Raw genomic sequence first — 17,855 nt, 5'->3', positions numbered from 1 at the left:
ATTGATGGAGCCAGCGACGAAGCATGCTTAGAAATGATTCAGCACCGATGAAAGCGATTTATTCAGCGCTTCCTTAACAAATGAAATCACGGGTAAACAGCCCTCTTTGTCATTTGTTAGGGATTCTTACTCAATAGAGCTGCGTTGAGGAAAAAGTGAGGTTGAAGTAATCAGTGTTTCCCGTCGGCTCTGGACGGTAGGGACTGATCCAGGTGAAGTGGCCCTTGTTACCGTGTGTGCTGCTGCAGGCCGATTCGTGATCGATCGACGATCTGGTGGAAAACTTCGTTGCGGCATCGGAAAGCGGTTGCGCGGCTTGGTGGTGGTGCTTGTGGGTACAGCGGTGGAAATGTTCTGGCGTGGCCTCCGAGCATGGGTTGATGCGAGTCAAGGCGCGGCCTTGCCCATATCGCCATCCTGTCGCTCATAACCCTGCCAACGGAATGCGTGATGAAAATCCCACCACTGTTTGCTCATGTTGCCGTCTTCATCGGCGCCGCCTTGGTCGCAGCCTTTGCCTCGGCATCAGCGCAGGAAGCGCAGTCGGCAGTGGCCGCCCCCGAGGCTCAACGCGCGCGCGAGCTGATCCACATCGTGCGCCAGGACTGTGGCTCCTGTCATGGCTTGACCCTGGCAGGCGGCTTGGGCCCGGCGCTGACGCCGGACGTGCTGGCCGACAAGCCTTTCGAAGGCCTCGTTGCCACCGTCTTCAGCGGCCGGCCGGGCACGCCGATGCCGCCTTTCCGCAGCATCGTCAGCGAGGCCGAGGCCCAATGGATCGTCGATCAACTGATGCGCGGCTTCCCGCCCGACGAAGGCCTGCCGCCGGCCCGCTGAACCGCAAGCCCGCCGCAGCCAAGCCCAGCATTCAACTCGCAACCGGAGTCTTCCGATGTCCTCGCAAAGCACGGTACGTCTCGCGCCGCCCCTCCTGTGGGCGGCGATCCTGCCGGCGATCGTCTGGCTGTTGTCTGCCTGCTCCACGGTCACACCTGCCGCCGCGCCGGGCGCTGCTGCCTCGGACTCCTCGCTGCGCGGCACCGGCGATCTGGGCGTGGTCATCGAGCGTGCCGACGGCCGGGTCAAGATCGTCGAGACGAGCGGCCGCTCGGTGCTTGCCACCGTCGAAGGCCTGGGCGACCTATCGCACGCTTCGGTGGTGTTCTCGCGCGATGCGCGCCATGCCTTCGTGTTCGGCCGCGACGGCGGGTTGACCAAGGTCGACCTGCTGCAGGCAAGGATCGTCGGCCGTGTGCTGCAGGCGGGCAACTCCATTGGCGGTTCGATCTCGCACGACGGCCGCCTGATCGTCGCCCAGAACTATGCGCCGGGCGGCGTCAAGGCCTTCGACGCCGACACCCTCGAACTGCTCGCCGAAGTGCCGGCGATCACCGAAGGCGGCCTGCGCTCCAAGGTCGTCGGCCTGGCCGACCTGCCGGGCAGGCGCTTCATCTATTCGCTGTTCGAGGCGGGCGAGATCTGGATCACCGATTTCTCCGATCCGAAGAACCCGCAGACGCAGCGCTTCGCCGGTGGCAATCAGCCCTACGATGCGCTGGTGACGCCCAACGGCCGCCACTACATCGCCGGCCTGTTCGGTGAAGACGGCCTGGCGATGCTCGACCTGTGGAACCCTGAGCAGGGCAGCCGCAAGATCCTCGCCGGCTACGGCAGGGGCGAGGAGCCGCTGCCGGTGTTCAAGATGCCCCACCTGCGCGGCTGGTCGGTGGCGGGCGGCAAGGCTTACCTCCCGGCCATCGGCCGCCACGAGGTGCTGGTGGTCGATACCGAGAGCTGGCAGGAAGTGGCCCGTGTGCCGGTTCGCAGCCAGCCGGTGTTTGTCATGGCGCGTCCCGACGGCCGCGAGATCTGGGTGAATTTCGCCTTCCCCGACAACGGCTGGGTGCAGGTCATCGACACCGTCAGCGGCAAGGTCACGCACACGCTGCAACCGGGGCGCGGCATCCTGCACATGGAGTTCCTGTCCAAGGGGCACGAAGTCTGGCTGTCGGCGCGCGACGACAACAAGGTCGTCATCTACGACACCGCCACCAAGCAGCAGATCGGCGGCTTCGATTCCGCCAGCCCCAGCGGCATCTTCTTCACCACGCGCGCTGCACGGACGGGCTTCTGATGCCGCGCGCCATCACCCTGCCAGGCGCGGTCGACGCGACCGCCTTCCGCCTGCTCAACGAATGGCAGCGCGGCTTCCCGTGCGAGCCGCAGCCCTTCGCCCGCATCGGCGAAGCCGTCGATCTGGACGAAGCCGAAGTGATCGCCGCCTACCGCCGCCTGATCGGCGAAGGCGTGGTGAGCCGCGTCGGTGCCGTGTTCGCACCGCGCCGGCTGGGCGCCAGCGCATTGGCTGCGCTGGCCGCAGCGCCCGGGCGGCTCGAAGAGATTGCCGCCCGCGTCAGCCGCGAGGCGGCGATCAACCACAACTACCAGCGCGAACACCACTACAACCTGTGGTTCGTCGTCACCGCCGCATCGGAGCAGCATCTGCACGAGGTGGTCGCAGGCATCGAGCGCGACACCGGCTGCAGCGTCATCGTGCTGCCGCTGGAAGAGGAATACCACATCGACCTCGGCTTCGATCTCGGCGCCGAAGGGCAGCGGCGGGCAGCCTGCCATTCCGCTGCATCGGCATTGCCGCCGGCCGCAGCTTGCTCCCTGTCCGACATCGAGCGAAGGCTCGCCACCGTGCTGCAGGCCGGCTTGCCTTTGGCGCCGCGTCCCTATGCCGAATTGGGCGAGCAGGCCGGAGTCACTGAAACCATGGCGATCGAACTGATCGAAGGCTGGCTGGCCAATGGCCTCGTCCGCCGCCTGGGCGTGGTGGTGCGCCACCATGAGCTCGGTCTGGGCGCCAACGCGATGTGCGTGTGGGACATCCCGGACGAGCAAGTCAGCGAACTGGGCCGCCGCCTGGCGCGCGAGCCGGCGGTGACGCTGTGCTACCGCCGCCGCCGGGTGCTGCCGGACTGGCCCTACAACCTGTTCTGCATGATCCACGGCCACGCCCGCGACGAAGTGCTCGCCGCCCGCGACGACATCGCCGCCCGCCTGGGCCTGGATGCGGCGCCGCACGACGTGCTGTTCAGTTGCCGCCGCTTCAAGCAGACCGGTGCGCGCTACCTGCCCGAAAAGGAAGCCGCCCATGTCTGAACGGCTTGATGCCGGTGCCGCCAGAGGCCGCCGCGGCGTCGCTGCCGCGCGCGAGCCCGACGCGCTCGACCGGCGCCTGATCAACGCGCTGCAGGGCGGATTTCCGCTGAGCGCGACGCCTTTCGCCGACGTCGCCGCCACGCTCGGGCTGGACGAAGCCGAAGTCATCGCCCGCATCCGCGCGATGCTGGACGACCGCGTGCTGACCCGCTTCGGGCCGATGTTCCAGATCGAGCGCATGGGCGGCGCCTTCTGCCTGGCGGCGATGGCGGTGCCCGAGGCGGAGTGGGGCGCGGTGGTCGAGGCGGTCAACGCCTTTGCCGAAGTCGCGCACAACTACCGGCGCGAACATCGCCTGAACATGTGGTTCGTGCTCGCCACCGAACGGCCGGAGGGCATTGCCGATGTGGCCCGGCGCATCGAAGCCGCCACCGGCCTGCCGGTGCGCCTGTTCCCGAAGGAACGCGAATACTTCGTCGAGATGAAGCTGGAGGCCTGATGACGATGCCCAAGCGTAGGCCCAAAGCTGCTGCCGCCATTGCCATGCCAGCCGCTGATCCAGTGCCGGATGCGGCGTCGCTGGACGAACTAGACCGCCGCATCGTCCTCGCCACCCAGGACGGCCTGCCGCTGGTGGCGCGCCCCTACGCGGCGCTGGCCGAGCAGATCGGCTGCGACGAGGCAGCGCTGCGCGAGCACCTGGCGCGCATGCTGGAAAGCGGCCGCATCCGCCGCATCGGCGTGGTGCCCAACCATTACGCCATCGGCTACACCGCCAATGGCATGAGCGTATGGAACATCGACGACGCCGTCATCGACGCCGTAGGCGAGCGGGTCGGCGCGCTCGAGTTCGTCACCCACTGCTACCGCCGTCCGCGCCATCTGCCGGACTGGCCCTACAACCTGTTCGCGATGGTGCACGCCGCTTCGCGCGATGCGGCGCTGGTTCGCGTGGCCGAGATCGTCGCTTTGCTGGAGCGGGAATTCCGCGGCGCCTGCAAGGGGCGTGACGTACTGTTCTCGGCGGGAATCCTCAAGAAGACCGGGCTGCGGATCGGCGTGTGAGCGGCATGCCGGGCATGCACCAGTCAATGGAGACTGGTGCATGAAGTGAAGCTCAGGCAGGCTGCCGCTCAGAACCTGACAAACGCAGCGTGACGCGCTCCACCGTCTTGCCGAACAGGTGGTAACCCGATCCGCCTTCGGCCAGCAGTTCGAGCAGTTCGTCCGCCTCACGCACACGCGTGCCGCCGAGCACGGTGACGCCGCGGCGGGCGAAAGGCTCGGCGATCAGCGTCGCGGTCGGGCCGATCACCGCCGCCTCCGCTCCCGGCCGCAACAGGCGCAGCAGGCCGTCGAGCGTGTCGTTGATCAGCGTTGTGCCGGTGGTGATGAAGACGTCCGCCTGCGGCACGACTTCCGGCGCGCGCTCGCCCGGCACGTAGAACGGCATTTCCTCGGGTTTGAGGGTTTCCGGTGACAGCTCCAGTACGTTGAAGGGCTGGCCGCGGCGGCGCAGCTCGCGCATGTAGGGCGGGAAGGCGCCCACCAGGGCGACGCGCCGGCCGGGCGGAATCACCAGTGCATCGAAGGCGTCGCCTTCGCGTACTTCCGCGCTGGCCGGTCCGCCGTCGCGCAGCCACAGGGTTTCGGCCAGTGCATTGAGCGTGGCGATGGCAAGCGCGCGGCGCAGATCCTGCGGCCGGTAAAGGTCTTCCAGCACCTGAACGGCCGATCGCCCTGCGATCTTGCCCGGCGTCGGCATGGCCTTGGCCGAACTCGGGCAGCACACCGCTTCGGGGACACGCTTGATCGGCGTCGCGCACAAGCCGCCCGCAGCGTTCGACAGCTTCACGCCGGTGAAGAAGATGCCGAGCACGGCACGTTCGATGATCAGGCCGCGGGCGTCGTCGCCGAGGCGTTCGAGCACCGTGGCGTGCAGGTCGGCGAGCAGGGTGTCAGGCCGCTCGTTCCGAACGGGTGCCGGTGTGGAGACGAGTGTTGTGTCGTTCATGGCTTGCTTTTCTCCGGTTTCGCTTCAATGCCCGTTCGGGCTGCGGGCGAAATGCAGCTTGGTGACGCCGTAGTCGCTTTCCAGGTCGGCGCGCTCGGCGCCGACCAGCCCGGCGCCTTCCAGGCGGGCGCAGAAACCTTCGACGTGGCACAGCGGATGGCTGTCGGTCAGCACTGCCTTGTCGAGGTCGCGCAGGCCGCCGGGCGCGGTTTCGCAGGCTTCGAGGCAGAACCAGTGGGCGAGCACCAGTTCGCCGCCGGGCGCAAGCAGGCTGGCCAGTATGGCCAGGGCGTCGCTCATCGCGCGCCGGATCGGGTAGAGCGCGTGGAACACCACGACCTGGTCGAACTGGCCGGCCGGCGGGTCGAGCGGCGAGCCCGGCACGACGCGGCAGCGATCGCCGATGGGGAAGGCGGCCAGCGTCCGGTGCGCGCGCTCCAGTGCGGCGGGGGCGATGACGGTGGTGATCCCGGCGTTCGGGAAATGCCGGGCCAAGGCTGCGGTGAGCAGGCCATCGCCACCGTCGAAGCACAGCAGCCGGACCGGCGGCGTGTCGCCGCGCCGTGCCGCCAGGTGGGCGGCGAGGCGGCAGGCCTCGCCGAGGAAGGGGTGCCGCGCCGGCGGTGGCGGCAGCAATGCCGTGGCGGGCGACCAGGTGTCGGACAGGAAGCGGGCAAGGCCGGACCAGCCGTTGGCGGGGGCGAACAGGTCGTCGAGCGTCCCTGCCTGGCACCAGGGACTGCTGCTGCACAGCACCTCCTTCATGCCCGATGCCAGGGCGTAGCGCTGCTCGTTGCGTGCCAGCAGGCCGAGATCCTCCAGCGCCTGCAGGAAGCCGCCCAGGTGCGCGCCGCGCAATCCGGTTGCCGCCGCGATGGTGGACTTCTCCGCCGGCCCGTGCTGCGCCAGCCAGTCGAACAGGCCGCTGGCGAAGCCTGCGCGCAGCACCTGGAAGGACTTGAAGCCATCGACGATGCGGCGGATCGTGATGGCGGTGGGTGGCATCGCCGGGTGGGCGAGGTCGATGCCAGCGGTGGTGGTGTGTTCGTCGATGTCCATGTCCGATCTCCTGTTCGATGGATGGATTGTCGGTGGCGTCAGCGGCTGCCGCCGCTGAGGACCCAGTGGATGTCCTCGTCGGAAATCTCGTACTGGAAGAAGCGCCGGTAGAAGCTGCGCATTTCGTTTTCGAGCTCGGCCCGTTCGAAGCGCCCGGGGTGGAACAGGCTTGCCGCCCACAGCACGGTGAGCGGCTGCTCGATGGTTCGCTGCCCCCAGGCATGGGCGCCGATCGGCGTGGCGTGGACCCTGCCGTGCCTGACGGCGCCGAGCCGGGCAAAGCGTTCGTCGCGGTGGATGGCTGCCACCTGCTCCGGCGAGTTGACGAGAAGCACGTCCGGGTCCCACAGCAGAAGCTGTTCATGGGTGTAATGCGCCGTGCCTTCGCCGCCCAATCCGGCGGTGACGCTCACGCCGCCCGCCTGCTCGATCCACCAGTTGGCGATGATCAAGGGGGTGGCCATGGTGTTCGGGCTGAAATAAAGCACCTTGGGCCGGTCGGCCTGCGCGATGCCGGCCAGGGTCTGGCGGATACGGCCCATGGTGTCGTCGAAGTAGCGCAGGTATTCCTCGCTTTGCGGCCGGCGGTCGAGCGCGCAGCCCAGCAGCCGCATGCTCTTTTCGATGTCGGCGGCGTCGCGCCATTCGATGAACAGGACCGGGATGCGTGCCGCTTCGAGCGCCCGTGCCCTGAGGAGATCCATCGTGATGACCAGGTCGGGCGCGAGGCCGAGCAGGGTTTCGAGGTTGACCTCGCTGCTGGCCTGCCCCTGCAGCAGCGGGCGGCCGGCGAGATGGGGCGCGATCGCCGTCTGCAAGCGCCAGCGGTCGGACTGGGTGAAGCGCGGCGGCAGGCCGTTCACGATCCTGTCGCCGGCGCCGAGGGCGAACAGGTAGCCGTTGATGACCGGTACCGAACCGACGGTGGCGATGCGCTCCACGCGGGCGGGCAGGGCGACGCTGCGCCCTGCCATGTCGGTGACGGTGCGCGTTTGCCTCGCATCGGCGCTGCAGTCCGGCGGCATTTCCGCCCAGGCCGCGCCGACGCCGGCGCTCCATGCGCATGCCGCCAGCAGCAGCGTGCGCAGGCGCGCTTTCCAGCCAGTGTTCATGTCCGCGTCTCCCGGCACCGGTGGCAGCTGCGGATATCCGCATGCCGCCGCCGGGCCTGTCGTCGCCGCAAGGCGGTGGTTCAGAAGTTGTAGATCAGCGTCGCATGGGCATTGCGTCCCGGGTAGGCGTAGGCGTCTTCCGGAACGCGGCCGAGGTAGGAGTAGGTCTTGTCGAAGAGGTTGTTGATGTCCAGCTTCAGGTCGACGCTGCGGGACGGCCCGCCCTCCCACAGGCGCTTGCGCATGCTCAGGTTGGCGACGGTGAACTTGCCGAAGCCGACCAGCGGGCCGTCGCCGACATTGGCGCGGCCGCCGTATTGCTCGCCGTAGTAGTTGAAGTTGAGGTTGCCGGAGAATTTCGACGCCGGGTGGCTGAAGCGGAAACCGTAGCTGACCGTGGTGTCCGGCATCCGCGTGATCGGCCACCACTTGCCCAGCAGGCCCGGGCCGCCGTCGTCGATGACTTCCTTCTTGCGCGTCATGTGGATGGCGTTGATGTATGGATGCAGTTCAAATCCGCCCATCCCCGGAAGCTCGCGTATCGCCATGCTGGCCTGGACTTCGATGCCTTCCTGGATGCGCCTGTCCACATTCATCATCACCCGGCCCTGGACGCCCGAACCGTCGGCGCGGACGCCGGGGTAGATATAGACGTTGTCCTTGACCTCGTAATAGAAGTAGGTGGCCGACAGCCGCCAGTCCTCGCGTGCGATGTCGAAGCCGACTTCGAAGGCGTCGGTGAATTCGGGCTTCAGCCTCGGGTCGCCGGGGGCGCCGTAGTCTTCGTAGAAGCTGCTGGCAAAGAGCTGCCGGCCGGATGGCGCATGCCAGCCCTGGGTGTAGTTGGCCCTCAGCTTGAGCCAGTCGGACGGCAGGTAGCTGATGCCGAGCGTCGGCGACACATGGTCGAAGCTGCGGCTGGTGGGTAGCTGGCTGCGGTCGGTGATGCCCCGGCTGCTGAAATAGGGCACGCGGTCGTAGTGCTCGTCGCCGACGGACTGGTCCTTGGCCCGTGCGTGCTCGTAGCGCAGGCCGCCGGACAGGTTCAGGCGCCCGTCGTCTAGCTTGAGCGTGCCCACCAGGAAGGCGCCCCACAGCGTGGTCGTACTGGTCGGATGCATCGGGAAGCCCAGGCCCGCCCATTGCGGATCGCGCCCGCCGCGCTGCAGGAAGGCGCCGCGGGCGGTGGATGAGTTCTCGATTTCGTACTTGATGTAATCGACGCCGCCGGTGATGTCGAAGCGCTCGGTCGTGTAGCTGATGCTGCCCTGGGCGCGCTTCGAGCGTGCTTCCTGCCCCTTGGGATAGCGCGAGTCGGCCTGGTAGGTCTCGTACAGATCCTTGCCCCAGCCGATGTTGCCCCGCCACGACAAGTGCCCGTCCTCGCTCGCGCCTTCGTAGTTCAGGTGCAGCAGCTGGGTTTCGCGGTCGGTGTAGCTGTTGCTGCGGATTTCACCTTCCTCGTCGACGTAGGAGGGCCGGTGCGCCTTGTCCACCGCGTAGTGGTAGCCGTCGATGCCGATGCGGTGCCGCTCGTTGAAGGTGTAGCCCAGATTGAAGCTCGCGCGCTCGGTGCCGTCGGTGCGGGTGTTATGCACCCGCTTGCCGTCGCCGTCGCGGTAGTCGCGGCGCACGCTTCCGTACTCGTAGCCGAAGGCATAGTCGAAGCCATCGGACTGGCCGCCGACATCCACGCCGGCGCGCGATGCGTCATGGCTGCCGTAGCCCAGCCGTGCGGAACCGCTGATCCGGTCGGGGCCGCCGCGCCGGGTCACGACGTTGATGATGCCGCCGGGCGAACCCGTGGAATACTTGAACATGTCCGGGCCGCGCAGGATCTCGACCCGTTCCACGTTGTGCAGCGAGATCTGCCGGGTGTTGGCCACGCCGGAGCGCCGGCCGTCGATGAGGATGAGCAGCTTGCCGTTGGCCTCGGTCATCAGGTGTTCGGTCTGGAAGCCGCGCAGCAGCGTGGTGTTCTCGCCGTGGTCGGTCGGCGTGGCCTCGACCGTGAAGCCCTGTTCGATCAGAAGCTCGCTGAGGTTCTCGGCCGACGAATGCTCGATGGTCTGCTTGCCGATCACGAAGCTGCTGGTGGATTTCTCGCGCTCCTGCTCGGAAAAGACGCCGGAATCGACCACCACCGTGGGCAGCACCGGGGTGCTGCCGGCCTGGGCGAATGCCAGTGTGGGCAGCAACAGCAGGGCTGAAGCTGCGGGTATGCGACAGGACATCATGTTCTCCCTCTCGTTTCACGCATTGAAAACCGGGTCCGGACGGGCCGGCCTGAAAGCGATGCCGCGGCCGTCGGCGCCGCGCAGCAGCTCCACCTGCACGCCGTACAGCGCATGGATCGCCGCCGGCGTCAGCACTGCGGCGGCGGCACCGTCGGCCGTGATGCGGCCCGAATTCAGCAGGGCGACGCGCTGGCAGCCGGTGAGCGGCTGGTTGGGGTCGTGGGTCGTCATCAGCACGCCGTAGCTTTGTGCGGCGAGGCTTTCCAGGCGGTCGAGCAGGCGCACCTGGTTGCCGTAGTCGAGGCCGGCCAGCGGCTCGTCCATCACCAGCAGGCGAGCGTCTTGCGCCAGTGCGCGCGTGATCAGCGTCAGTTGCCGTTCGCCGCCGGAGATCTCGGTGTAGGCCCGGCCGGCGAGATGGGCGATGCCCATGTTGTCGAGCAGGCGGTGCACGCGATCCACGTCGGCCGCAGCCGGTGCGCGGAAAATGCCGTTCGCCGGCAATCGCCCCATCAGCGCGACCTGCAGCACGGTGTAGGGGAAAGGGGCGACATGCACCTGCGGCACGTAGGCGATGAGCCGGGCCAGCTGCCGGCGGCCGTGGCCGGCCAGCGCCTTGCCGCCGAGCATGACCGAGCCGCGCGCGGCGCGCTGCAGCCCCAGCATGATCCTGAGCAGGGTGCTCTTGCCGGCGCCATTGCTGCCCAGCAGGCAGACCAGTTCGCCGGGCGCGAGCGCCAGGCTGGCGCCCGACAGTACCGGCCGCCCCGGATAGGCGAAGAAGATGTCCCGTGCGGCCAGGATCATGTCCACCCCCGGCGCACGCGGCGGAGCACGAGCAGGAAGACCGGAATGCCGAGCAGTTCGGTGACGATGCCGATCGGCAGTTCGGTGGTGAACAGGTTGCGCGCCAGGCCGTCGGCGAACAGCAGGAAGGCCGCGCCCAGGCTTGCCGCCGCCGGCAGCAGCAAGGCATTGCCCGGCCCCACCAGCAGACGGGCGATGTGCGGCACGATGAGGCCGATCCAGCCGATCATGCCGGCAATCGACACCGTCAGCGCCGAGATCAGGGTCGCGGCCGCGATCGTCACCAGCCGCACCGCCGTCACCGGCACGCCGAGCGCCCGCGCTTCGTCGTCGCCCATCGCGAGCGCATCCAGTGCGCGGCCCATCAGGCACAGCAGGACGATGCCGGCGAGCATCGGCGCGGCGGCCCAGCCGATGTCGCCGGTGGTGGCCTGGCCCAGGCTTCCCATCAGCCAATAGACGATGGCCGGCAACTGGCTGTAGGGGTCGGCGACGTACTTCACCACCGTCAGCAAGGACGCGAACAGCGCGCCGCTGAGGATGCCGCCGAGGATCAGCATGATGATCGAGCCGCCGCCGAACAGGTGGGCGATGCCCACTGCGATGCCCACCGCGGCCAGCCCCAGGGCGAAGGCGCTTGCCTGCACCAGCAGCCAGTTGCCTTCCACCAGGATTCCGAGCGCGGCGCCCGCCGACGCACCGGCCAGCACGCCGAGCAGGCCCGGCGACACCAGCGGATTGCGGAACAGCGCCTGGTAGGCGGCGCCGGAAACCGACAGCGAGGCACCGACGAGGATCGCCGCCAGCACCCGTGGCAGGCGGATCTCGATGATCAGGTTGTGCAGCAAGGCGTAGCGTTCCGGCTCCATCGGCACGAGCCCGGCGGCGGCCAGGAGGAAATGGAGGGTTTCCCAGGCCGGCACCGGATAGCGGCCGATCGACAGTGCCGTCAGGGTCGCGGCCAGCGCCAGCAGGGGCGCGGCCATCCAGCGCAGGTGCACGTGCGGCAGTGCCGGGACCGGCGGGGAGCTCGCTTCGATCATGGCCTGCTGCCGTGGTCCGATGCCACGGCCTCGCAGAGGCCAGCGTCCCGCAGGCGGTGCATCACGACTCCCGCTGCCTGCCGGTGACGCCGGCAAACCAGGCTTCGAGCGCAGGCAAGCTTGCCGGCAGCTCGGTGCCGCAGCCGCCGGTGAACCAGCGCCAGTCGAGCAGGTAGGAATCGGCGACGACGGTCAGCAGCGGCCGATTCTCGCTCATCAGCGCGAGCATTTCCGCAGCAAAGCCGCCGCCGGCCGCTTCGAGTGCGCCGAAGCGGTTGGCGATGATCAGATCGGCCCCTTCCTGCAAGGCGCGGCGCAGCGCGCCGCTGGCGGCGGCGATGCCGCCCGAATCGAGGCTGCACGAGGTCGAGCCGCCGCCCAGGCGCTGGAACAGCGGAAAGGTGGCGCCGCTGTCGAGGTCGACGAGCAGGGTGTGTTCCTTGCCCGTGCCGCCCGACTGCTGCTGGACGATACCGCCCACTTTCCAGCCGCGCTCGCGCAAGCCGTAGGCGAATTCGGCAAGCAGTTCGTCTACCGAATCGTGATGGGTATGGACGATCGCCGCCGCAGGAAGGGGCGCTGTCATCGGCGAGGCGGACGAGGTGGCGGATTCGGCGTCTTCGATCATGTCTGCCTGGCCGGTTGGGTGAGACGGAGCCAGCGGACAGTCGGATGCGCGCAACACGCAACGGCTCACTGGGTGATTCGAAATATACAGTTGTATATAACGAGGTGAATTTGATGGGGGTCAAATACGGATAGGGAAACTGCAGTCATGCCTGAACGAATGACTGCCGGCATGGCCCGTGTGACATGGACCATGCACATGCCGATGCCGGCAATCCGACTTCCAGCGTTGCACGGCTGCGGGTGTTCAGCACGACAGCCGAAGCAAGCCGCGCGCCCACCGCATAACGCGGTACATTTGCGCCTTGTATCAAAAAACAACGATTTACTTATGAAGAAGAATCTGTGGCTGCTGGCCATCGCCCAGGGCTTGTTCCTGACCAACAACGTGGTGTTCATCGCCATCAACGGCCTGGTGGGGTTGGCGCTGGCGCCGGTGGCGTGGATGGCGACGCTGCCGGTGATGGGCTATGTGGTGGGCGGGGCGATGTCGACCGGGCTGGTGGCGCGCAGCCAGCGGCGCTGGGGGCGCAAGACCTCGTTCCAGCTCGGCCTGCTGGTCGCGCTGCTGACGGCCTTGCTGTGCGCGCTGGCGCTGTATCTGCGCAGCTTCTGGCTGTTGGTGGCGGGAACGGTGATTGCCGGCTACTACAGCGCCAATGGCCAGCTCTACCGCTTTGCCGCCGCCGAGCTGGCGCCGCCGTCGTTCCGCGAGAAAGCGGTGTCGCTGGTGCTGGCGGGCGGGCTGATCGGCGCGGTGATCGGGCCGAACCTGGCGAACCACACGCGCGAGGCGATGGCCGCGCCTTTTCTCGGTTCCTATCTGGCACTGTCGGTGGTGGCGCTGGTGTCGATGGCGGTGATGGCGGGCATCCGTTTTCCGCCCGAGCCGAAGCAGGCCGCGGGTGCGGCCGGCGGTCGGCCGCTGGGCGAGATCATGCGCCAGCCGGTGTTCATCGTGTCCACCCTGGGCGCGGCGCTCGGCTATGGCGTGATGAACCTGCTGATGGCGGCGACGCCGCTGGCGATGGACGTGTGCGGCATGCCGTTCTCGGATGCCGCGCTGGTGCTGGAGTGGCACGTCATCGGCATGTTCGCGCCGGGCTTCTTCACCGGCCACCTGATCAAGCGCTTCGGTGTGCTGCCGGTGATGGGGGCCGGTGTGGTACTGAACCTGGCCTGCATCCTGATCGCGCTGTCGGGGCAGGATCTGCATCAGTTCCTCGTTGCGCTGTTCCTGCTGGGGGTGGGCTGGAACTTCCTGTTCACCGGCAGCACCACGCTGGCGATGCAGGCTTACCGCCCGGAAGAAAAGGACAAGGCCCAGGCGGCGATCAACTTCGCGGTGTTCGCGACGATGGCGCTGACGTCCTTCGCCTCGGGCGCGCTGGTGACGACGCAGGGCTGGGCGCTGCTGAACCTGGGTTCGCTGGTGCCGGTGCTGCTGACCGGTGCGGCCCTGCTGTGGCTGGGCCTGCGCCGCCGCCGCGAGGCGGTCGAAGGCGGTGCCGGGCGGGTTTGAGCCGGGGCCGGGGTGCCCGGCCCGTATGGGGTGCGTCCATGACGAGTATGGGCGGTGGTCGCACCAGGCAGGGCACTCAGCCGAGGCGCGTCTTTGGCACCTCCTGCAGCACGCTGTCCCGCTCGGCCACCGGCTCGCCGGTGATGGTGCGCAGCGGGACCACGCCTGCCCACACTGGCCAGCTCAGATCTTCCTCGTCGTCCTTGACGCCGTGGGCGCGAATCTTGGCCGAGGCTTCGGACAACGCGATGCGCAGCACGCCGGTGGCGTTCAATTCCTTGTCGCTGATGGGGCGCAGCGTATCCCAGCGGCCTGGGTAGAGGCCTTCGATGAAGGCGCGCAGGCTGCTCAGCTTGTAGCCGGGGTCGGTCACCGGCTCGAAGCGGCCGTAGATGACGACCGAACGATAGTTCATCGAATGGTGCATCGCCGAGCGCGCCAGCACCAGGCCGTCGGCCAGCGCGATCGTCACACAGGCTTCGCCCGTCGTCAGCGCCTTCAGCATGCGCGATGCCTTGGCTCCGTGGATGTACAGGTGCCCGCCTTCGCGCCAGTGGATGGTCGGGATGGCATGCACCATGCCGTCGATCTGGAAGGCGACGGTGCACAGCATCGCGGCGTCGACGATGGCGGCGACGGTGTCGGCGTCGTAGTGCGCGCGGTCCGGCAGGCGGCGGACGCGGGTGCGGGAGGAGGGAGCGTGGACGACAGGCATGGCGGTGGACCTTCGAGTCGATGGGTTGGAAAAAAGGACGCCTGAAGGTGGGAAACCCGTCAGCGTCGACGAACTCCAGACTACGGCCATCGTGGTACTGTCCATAGCGCCACGAATCGCATTATTCATGGAGCCACGATGGAGTTCGACTGGCTGCTCGCGCCGCCGCTGCCCGATGCTGTTCCGCGCCAGCGCCTACTGTACCGGCGCCTGCGCGAAGCCATCCTGTCCGGTCGCCTGCCGCCGGGCACGCGCCTGCCGGCCAGCCGCAGCCTGGCCGCATCCTTGGGCATCGCGCGCAACACGGTGCTTTTCGCCTACGAGCAACTGGCGGCGGAAGGCTGTCTCGAAGCCGACCGTCAGGGCACCCGGGTCGCGCGACTGCCCGTTCGCAGTGCTGTGTCGTTCGATGATGCAAAGACTGCGCGCGCACCGCAGCAACTGTCGGCCCGCGCGGCAGACATGCTGGAGTCGATGCCGGTGGGAGAGGAGGGCGCTCTGCCGTTCTCGCTCGGCGTGCAGGATTACAGCGCCTTTCCCTTCCGCGCCTGGCGGGCCTGCCTGGAGCGAGCCTGGCGTGATGTGAGCTGGCGGCAGCTCGGCTACACCCGGGAAGGCGGCGATCCGGTGCTGCGGGAGGCGCTGGCGGGTCATCTCACCAGCGTGCGCGGTCTGCCCGTCGATGCCGGGCAAGTCGTCATCACCAGCGGTGCGCAGGCTGCGCTGGATCTCTGTGCCCGCCTGCTTGCCGACCAGGGCGAAACGGTCTGGGTCGAGAACCCCGGCTACATCGCCGCCCGCGCCGCTTTCAGCCTGGCCGGGCTTCGGGTGCATGACGTCGCTGTCGATGCCGAAGGGCTGGCGCCGGCCGAGGGCGATTGGCGCGACCACTGCCCGCGCCTGATCATGGCTACGCCTTCGCACCAGTATCCCACCGGCCGGGTCATGTCGCTGGCACGTCGCCTGGCGCTGATCGAGCGCGCGCAACAGGCCGGTGCCTGGATCGTCGAGGACGACTACAACAGCGAGTTCCGCCGCGGCGGACCGGCGCCGCCTGCGCTGTTCGGCCTGCAGTCCGACGCACCGGTGGTCTACCTCGGCTCCTTCAGCAAGACACTCTATCCGGGGCTGCGCCTGGGCTATGCCGTGTTGCCGAGGGCTGTCGCAGCCGATTTCGCCCGTGCTGCGGCGATGGCGACGCGCGCTGGCCAGGGTGTCGAGCAGCGCGCGCTGGCCGACTTCATCCTGCGTGGGCATTACGCCGCCCATCTGCGGCGCATGCGTGCCCGCTATGCTGCGCGTCAGGCAGCACTGCGCGCTGCATTGATCGCCGCCTTCGGTGAGCAGGTGGAATTGTCGGGCGGCGAGGCCGGCCTTCACCTGGTGCTGTGGTTGCCGGACGAAGTGCCGGATGCCGAAGTGCTCCGCCATGCCGCTGCTCATGGACTGGGCGCACAGGCGCTGTCCGGCTTCACCCGGCCGCCGGCGGAATGCAATGGACTGGTGCTGGGCTACGGCAATCTGGCGGAGGGCGCGATTGCCGAAGCGATCGACCGTCTGGCTGCGGCAATCAGGGCTGCAGGGGGGCGCTCGTCATATCCTGGTGCCGGGGCATCAGCGGCCCCTGCACCGCCAGCGTGATCGCACCGAAGCAGCCGGTGAGCAGAACGAACAGAAGCTCCAGTGCATGGGGCCGACGGTCGTGGCGTCGCCGGCACCACAGGATATGGGCGCACAGCGCACTGGCAATGCCGGCCAGCGTCACCCACCACGGCGCGCCGAAGGTGTTGAAGTAGGGCTTGCGCTGGGTACGTTCGTCGATCTGGAACTCGAGCCTGAAGGGGAACAGGAAGCCCATGACCGTGGCGCGTATCGCCCGCTTTCCGGCGTCGGCATCGCCTTCATGCCAGGTGTGGCGCAGCAAAGGCTCGAACTGCCGGTCGGTCAGCACGAATTGCCGGATTCCGGTCTCATGCCCGGTGTGGGAAAACTCCCAGTGCAAGGGGGTTTCCTCGACGGCGAGGGATTCGGCTGAAGGTTCGTGGCCGTCCAGTGGCAGGCGATGTGCTGCGTGGTTTGCCCAATCGAGGAGCAGCACTCGATCCGGCAGCGTGACGATGCCGTGGTACTCACGGCTGGGCAGCTGGAGCACGCGTATCGCAAGCGCGGATGGCGGCAGCACGGTGTCCGTGCGCATCACCCGTGGTTCGCCGTGGACCCGCCAGAGATGGAAGACCCGTCCTTCGGCATCCACCAGCAGGGCGCCGTTGTCGTAGGCTTTCTGCGTGCTGGCATTGTCGCCGACCAGCCTGGCCGGGTGCGTGAATCCCGCTTCGGCCAGGGCCTGGCTGTAGCGCTGGCTCTTGGTCTCGTCGATCCGGTTCGACGCGGCGTCGATGAACTCGATGCGATCCGTCATGCGGAACATGTCGGGCGGAGTCTGCAGACCCTTGGCGCCCGGCATCGATTCCATCAGCGTGTAGAGCGAAAAATCGGGCTTGTCCAGCTGGCGCGGCATCAGCCGCATGCGGGTTCCGTGCCTGGCGGCCGCCTCGGGATCGAAGCGCCAGCCGGCAACTTCAGCGGGCAGTTTGCCCAGCCTTTCCAGTTCGTGGATATGGGCGAAGGGCAGCGCCGCGCGCATTTCGTCCTCGCTCAGCGGATTGCCCCGCTCGTCGCTGTAGGACCAGTTGCCGCTGCGGTAGTGCTTGAATATCAGGCCTTCCTGGTCCGCACTGTAGGCGATGAGGACGGTCTCGTAGTCCCGCGGAAACACCTGCCCGACGTAGCCGGGCAGTAGTCTTGCCAGCGCGAGCACCGACAGGATCGCCAGTGCCAAGCGTGAGATCAGCATCATGACCGGCCTCTCTTCACGCGGTCGAGCACGTTGCTGATGGCGACGAACCAGAGCACGGCGATCAGACCGAACCACGGCAAGCCGTCGATGTGGCTGCCATAGCTGCGGCCGTCGATCAGCGCCAGCACGAATACCGTGGCAATGCCGGCATGCCACAGCCGCCGTACAACCGAGGTCTCGATGAAGATCAGTGCAGTGGCGGCGTAGGCGATGAAACCCGCCAGGCACCAGGGGGCGAGCGTGAGGATCGACAGCCTGGCTGCTTCCGCGGGCATGAACAGGCCGGTGATGCTGACCTGGGCAAGGCACAGGATGCCGATCAGCAGCGACAGCAGGCCGGCACCCAGTCCGAGGATGAGGAAGAGGGCCTTGTGCTCGTTGACCGGCAGGTGGAAGAACAGCCGCAGCCGCCGGTTGCGGCATTCGGATGCGAACTGGGCTGCGGCCAGCCAGACGCCGGAGAATAGCGGCAGGTACCGCATCGCCTCGAAAGGCATGTGCGAACGGAAGATCACCGCATGCCACAAGGCCTGTCCGCCATTGGCCGACTTCAGGCCGTGCATGTCGTAGAACGAATTACCCAGTGCGATCAGCAGTAGCGCAAAGGGCAGCAGCCCGAGGTAGCGCAGCTTAATCCATTCCTTGTACAGCAGGCCCCGTACGGCCATCGTTGCATGCATATCTCTCATGATCC

At 67.6% G+C, this 17,855-nt stretch carries 17 protein-coding genes; 7 read left to right on the top strand and 10 right to left on the bottom strand.

Annotated elements, in window-relative coordinates:
• The first annotated feature begins 450 nt into the window (after positions 1–450).
• From NX068_RS16585 to ahbB (NX068_RS16565), 5 genes are read left to right on the top strand one after another with little or no spacing between them, the layout of a single operon-like run.
• Positions 451–837 (top strand): c-type cytochrome, encoded by a 387-nt coding sequence (locus tag NX068_RS16585; RefSeq protein WP_263462367.1) that lies wholly within the window; start codon positions 451–453, stop codon positions 835–837.
• A 55-nt stretch (positions 838–892) separates the two neighbouring features.
• Positions 893–2,134, top strand: coding sequence for a cytochrome D1 domain-containing protein (locus NX068_RS16580; RefSeq protein WP_263462366.1), 1,242 nt, complete (start codon positions 893–895; stop codon positions 2,132–2,134).
• Positions 2,134–3,168: a siroheme decarboxylase subunit beta gene (gene ahbB / locus NX068_RS16575; protein WP_263462365.1), complete on the top strand. Its 1,035-nt coding sequence runs from the start codon at positions 2,134–2,136 to the stop codon at positions 3,166–3,168. The genes NX068_RS16580 and ahbB (NX068_RS16575) overlap by 1 nt, the downstream gene beginning before the upstream one ends.
• Positions 3,161–3,667, top strand: a complete 507-nt coding sequence (locus NX068_RS16570) for an Lrp/AsnC family transcriptional regulator (RefSeq protein WP_263462364.1) — start codon at positions 3,161–3,163, stop codon at positions 3,665–3,667. Before ahbB (NX068_RS16575) ends, NX068_RS16570 begins: the two co-directional genes overlap by 8 nt.
• A gap of 44 nt (positions 3,668–3,711) precedes the next feature.
• On the top strand, positions 3,712–4,233 hold the full coding sequence (ahbB, locus tag NX068_RS16565; RefSeq protein WP_263462363.1) for a siroheme decarboxylase subunit beta: 522 nt from the start codon (positions 3,712–3,714) through the stop codon (positions 4,231–4,233).
• Between the two features lie 52 nt (positions 4,234–4,285).
• On the opposite strand, the gene NX068_RS16560 is transcribed toward ahbB (NX068_RS16565), so the two are convergent.
• The 7 genes from NX068_RS16560 to NX068_RS16530 all read right to left on the bottom strand — a co-directional run bounded on the left by NX068_RS16560 (position 4,286) and on the right by NX068_RS16530 (position 12,068).
• Complete coding sequence (locus NX068_RS16560; RefSeq protein ID WP_263462362.1) at positions 4,286–5,182, bottom strand: DUF364 domain-containing protein; 897 nt, start codon at positions 5,180–5,182, stop codon at positions 4,286–4,288.
• A gap of 24 nt (positions 5,183–5,206) precedes the next feature.
• Entirely contained in the window at positions 5,207–6,241 is a 1,035-nt protein-coding gene (locus tag NX068_RS16555) for a class I SAM-dependent methyltransferase (protein ID WP_263462361.1), read from the bottom strand.
• Positions 6,242–6,279: 38 nt separating this feature from the next.
• The gene (locus NX068_RS16550) at positions 6,280–7,353 is read right to left on the bottom strand and encodes an ABC transporter substrate-binding protein (protein WP_263462360.1); all 1,074 of its coding nucleotides are present in this window, start codon (positions 7,351–7,353) and stop codon (positions 6,280–6,282) included.
• 80 nt (positions 7,354–7,433) lie between these two features.
• Complete coding sequence (locus NX068_RS16545) at positions 7,434–9,590, bottom strand: TonB-dependent receptor (protein WP_263462359.1); 2,157 nt, start codon at positions 9,588–9,590, stop codon at positions 7,434–7,436.
• A gap of 15 nt (positions 9,591–9,605) precedes the next feature.
• Positions 9,606–10,397, bottom strand: coding sequence for an ABC transporter ATP-binding protein (locus tag NX068_RS16540; RefSeq protein ID WP_263462358.1), 792 nt, complete (start codon positions 10,395–10,397; stop codon positions 9,606–9,608).
• Positions 10,394–11,440 carry a FecCD family ABC transporter permease gene (locus NX068_RS16535; RefSeq protein ID WP_263462357.1) on the bottom strand — a complete coding sequence of 349 codons (1,047 nt, stop codon included), beginning with the start codon at positions 11,438–11,440 and terminating at the stop codon, positions 10,394–10,396. The genes NX068_RS16540 and NX068_RS16535 overlap by 4 nt, the downstream gene beginning before the upstream one ends.
• Before the next feature lie 61 nt (positions 11,441–11,501).
• Positions 11,502–12,068: a DUF2478 domain-containing protein gene (locus NX068_RS16530; RefSeq protein ID WP_263462356.1), complete on the bottom strand. Its 567-nt coding sequence runs from the start codon at positions 12,066–12,068 to the stop codon at positions 11,502–11,504.
• Positions 12,069–12,398: 330 nt separating this feature from the next.
• On the opposite strand from NX068_RS16530, the gene NX068_RS16525 reads away from it, so the two are divergent.
• Positions 12,399–13,589 (top strand): MFS transporter, encoded by a 1,191-nt coding sequence (locus NX068_RS16525; protein WP_263462355.1) that lies wholly within the window; start codon positions 12,399–12,401, stop codon positions 13,587–13,589.
• A gap of 76 nt (positions 13,590–13,665) precedes the next feature.
• On the opposite strand, the gene NX068_RS16520 is transcribed toward NX068_RS16525, so the two are convergent.
• Positions 13,666–14,304, bottom strand: coding sequence for a pyridoxamine 5'-phosphate oxidase family protein (locus NX068_RS16520; RefSeq protein ID WP_263462354.1), 639 nt, complete (start codon positions 14,302–14,304; stop codon positions 13,666–13,668).
• A gap of 138 nt (positions 14,305–14,442) precedes the next feature.
• Between NX068_RS16520 and pdxR the strand changes: the two genes are divergently transcribed.
• Positions 14,443–15,945, top strand: a complete 1,503-nt coding sequence (gene pdxR, locus NX068_RS16515; protein WP_263462353.1) for a MocR-like pyridoxine biosynthesis transcription factor PdxR — start codon at positions 14,443–14,445, stop codon at positions 15,943–15,945.
• Here pdxR and NX068_RS16510 read toward each other — a convergent pair.
• Both NX068_RS16510 and NX068_RS16505 read right to left on the bottom strand, forming a co-directional pair.
• Positions 15,875–17,161 (bottom strand): DUF4857 domain-containing protein, encoded by a 1,287-nt coding sequence (locus tag NX068_RS16510; protein WP_263462352.1) that lies wholly within the window; start codon positions 17,159–17,161, stop codon positions 15,875–15,877. The genes pdxR and NX068_RS16510 overlap by 71 nt on opposite strands.
• Positions 17,158–17,850, bottom strand: a complete 693-nt coding sequence (locus NX068_RS16505) for a hypothetical protein (protein WP_263462351.1) — start codon at positions 17,848–17,850, stop codon at positions 17,158–17,160. Before NX068_RS16505 ends, NX068_RS16510 begins: the two co-directional genes overlap by 4 nt.
• Positions 17,851–17,855: the final 5 nt, after the last annotated feature.

Source organism: Thauera carbonicopians, assembly GCF_025699485.1.
In the GTDB taxonomy this organism is placed as follows: domain Bacteria; phylum Pseudomonadota; class Gammaproteobacteria; order Burkholderiales; family Rhodocyclaceae; genus Thauera.
The sequence above is the reverse complement of the archived record's forward strand: the minus strand, read 5'-3'. Positions and strand labels throughout refer to the sequence as shown.

Coding starts and splice junctions, on each gene's coding strand:
- NX068_RS16520 (WP_263462354.1), bottom strand. CDS start 14,304: ATGCCTGTCGTCCACGCTCCCTCCTCCCGCACCCGCGTCCGCCGCCTG.
- ahbB (WP_263462363.1), top strand. CDS start 3,712: ATGCCAGCCGCTGATCCAGTGCCGGATGCGGCGTCGCTGGACGAACTA.
- NX068_RS16525 (WP_263462355.1), top strand. CDS start 12,399: ATGAAGAAGAATCTGTGGCTGCTGGCCATCGCCCAGGGCTTGTTCCTG.
- NX068_RS16580 (WP_263462366.1), top strand. CDS start 893: ATGTCCTCGCAAAGCACGGTACGTCTCGCGCCGCCCCTCCTGTGGGCG.
- NX068_RS16585 (WP_263462367.1), top strand. CDS start 451: ATGAAAATCCCACCACTGTTTGCTCATGTTGCCGTCTTCATCGGCGCC.
- NX068_RS16550 (WP_263462360.1), bottom strand. CDS start 7,353: ATGAACACTGGCTGGAAAGCGCGCCTGCGCACGCTGCTGCTGGCGGCA.
- NX068_RS16530 (WP_263462356.1), bottom strand. CDS start 12,068: ATGATCGAAGACGCCGAATCCGCCACCTCGTCCGCCTCGCCGATGACA.
- NX068_RS16535 (WP_263462357.1), bottom strand. CDS start 11,440: ATGATCGAAGCGAGCTCCCCGCCGGTCCCGGCACTGCCGCACGTGCAC.
- NX068_RS16570 (WP_263462364.1), top strand. CDS start 3,161: ATGTCTGAACGGCTTGATGCCGGTGCCGCCAGAGGCCGCCGCGGCGTC.
- NX068_RS16510 (WP_263462352.1), bottom strand. CDS start 17,161: ATGATGCTGATCTCACGCTTGGCACTGGCGATCCTGTCGGTGCTCGCG.
- NX068_RS16555 (WP_263462361.1), bottom strand. CDS start 6,241: ATGGACATCGACGAACACACCACCACCGCTGGCATCGACCTCGCCCAC.
- NX068_RS16540 (WP_263462358.1), bottom strand. CDS start 10,397: ATGATCCTGGCCGCACGGGACATCTTCTTCGCCTATCCGGGGCGGCCG.
- pdxR (WP_263462353.1), top strand. CDS start 14,443: ATGGAGTTCGACTGGCTGCTCGCGCCGCCGCTGCCCGATGCTGTTCCG.
- NX068_RS16545 (WP_263462359.1), bottom strand. CDS start 9,590: ATGATGTCCTGTCGCATACCCGCAGCTTCAGCCCTGCTGTTGCTGCCC.
- NX068_RS16560 (WP_263462362.1), bottom strand. CDS start 5,182: ATGAACGACACAACACTCGTCTCCACACCGGCACCCGTTCGGAACGAG.
- ahbB (WP_263462365.1), top strand. CDS start 2,134: ATGCCGCGCGCCATCACCCTGCCAGGCGCGGTCGACGCGACCGCCTTC.
- NX068_RS16505 (WP_263462351.1), bottom strand. CDS start 17,850: ATGAGAGATATGCATGCAACGATGGCCGTACGGGGCCTGCTGTACAAG.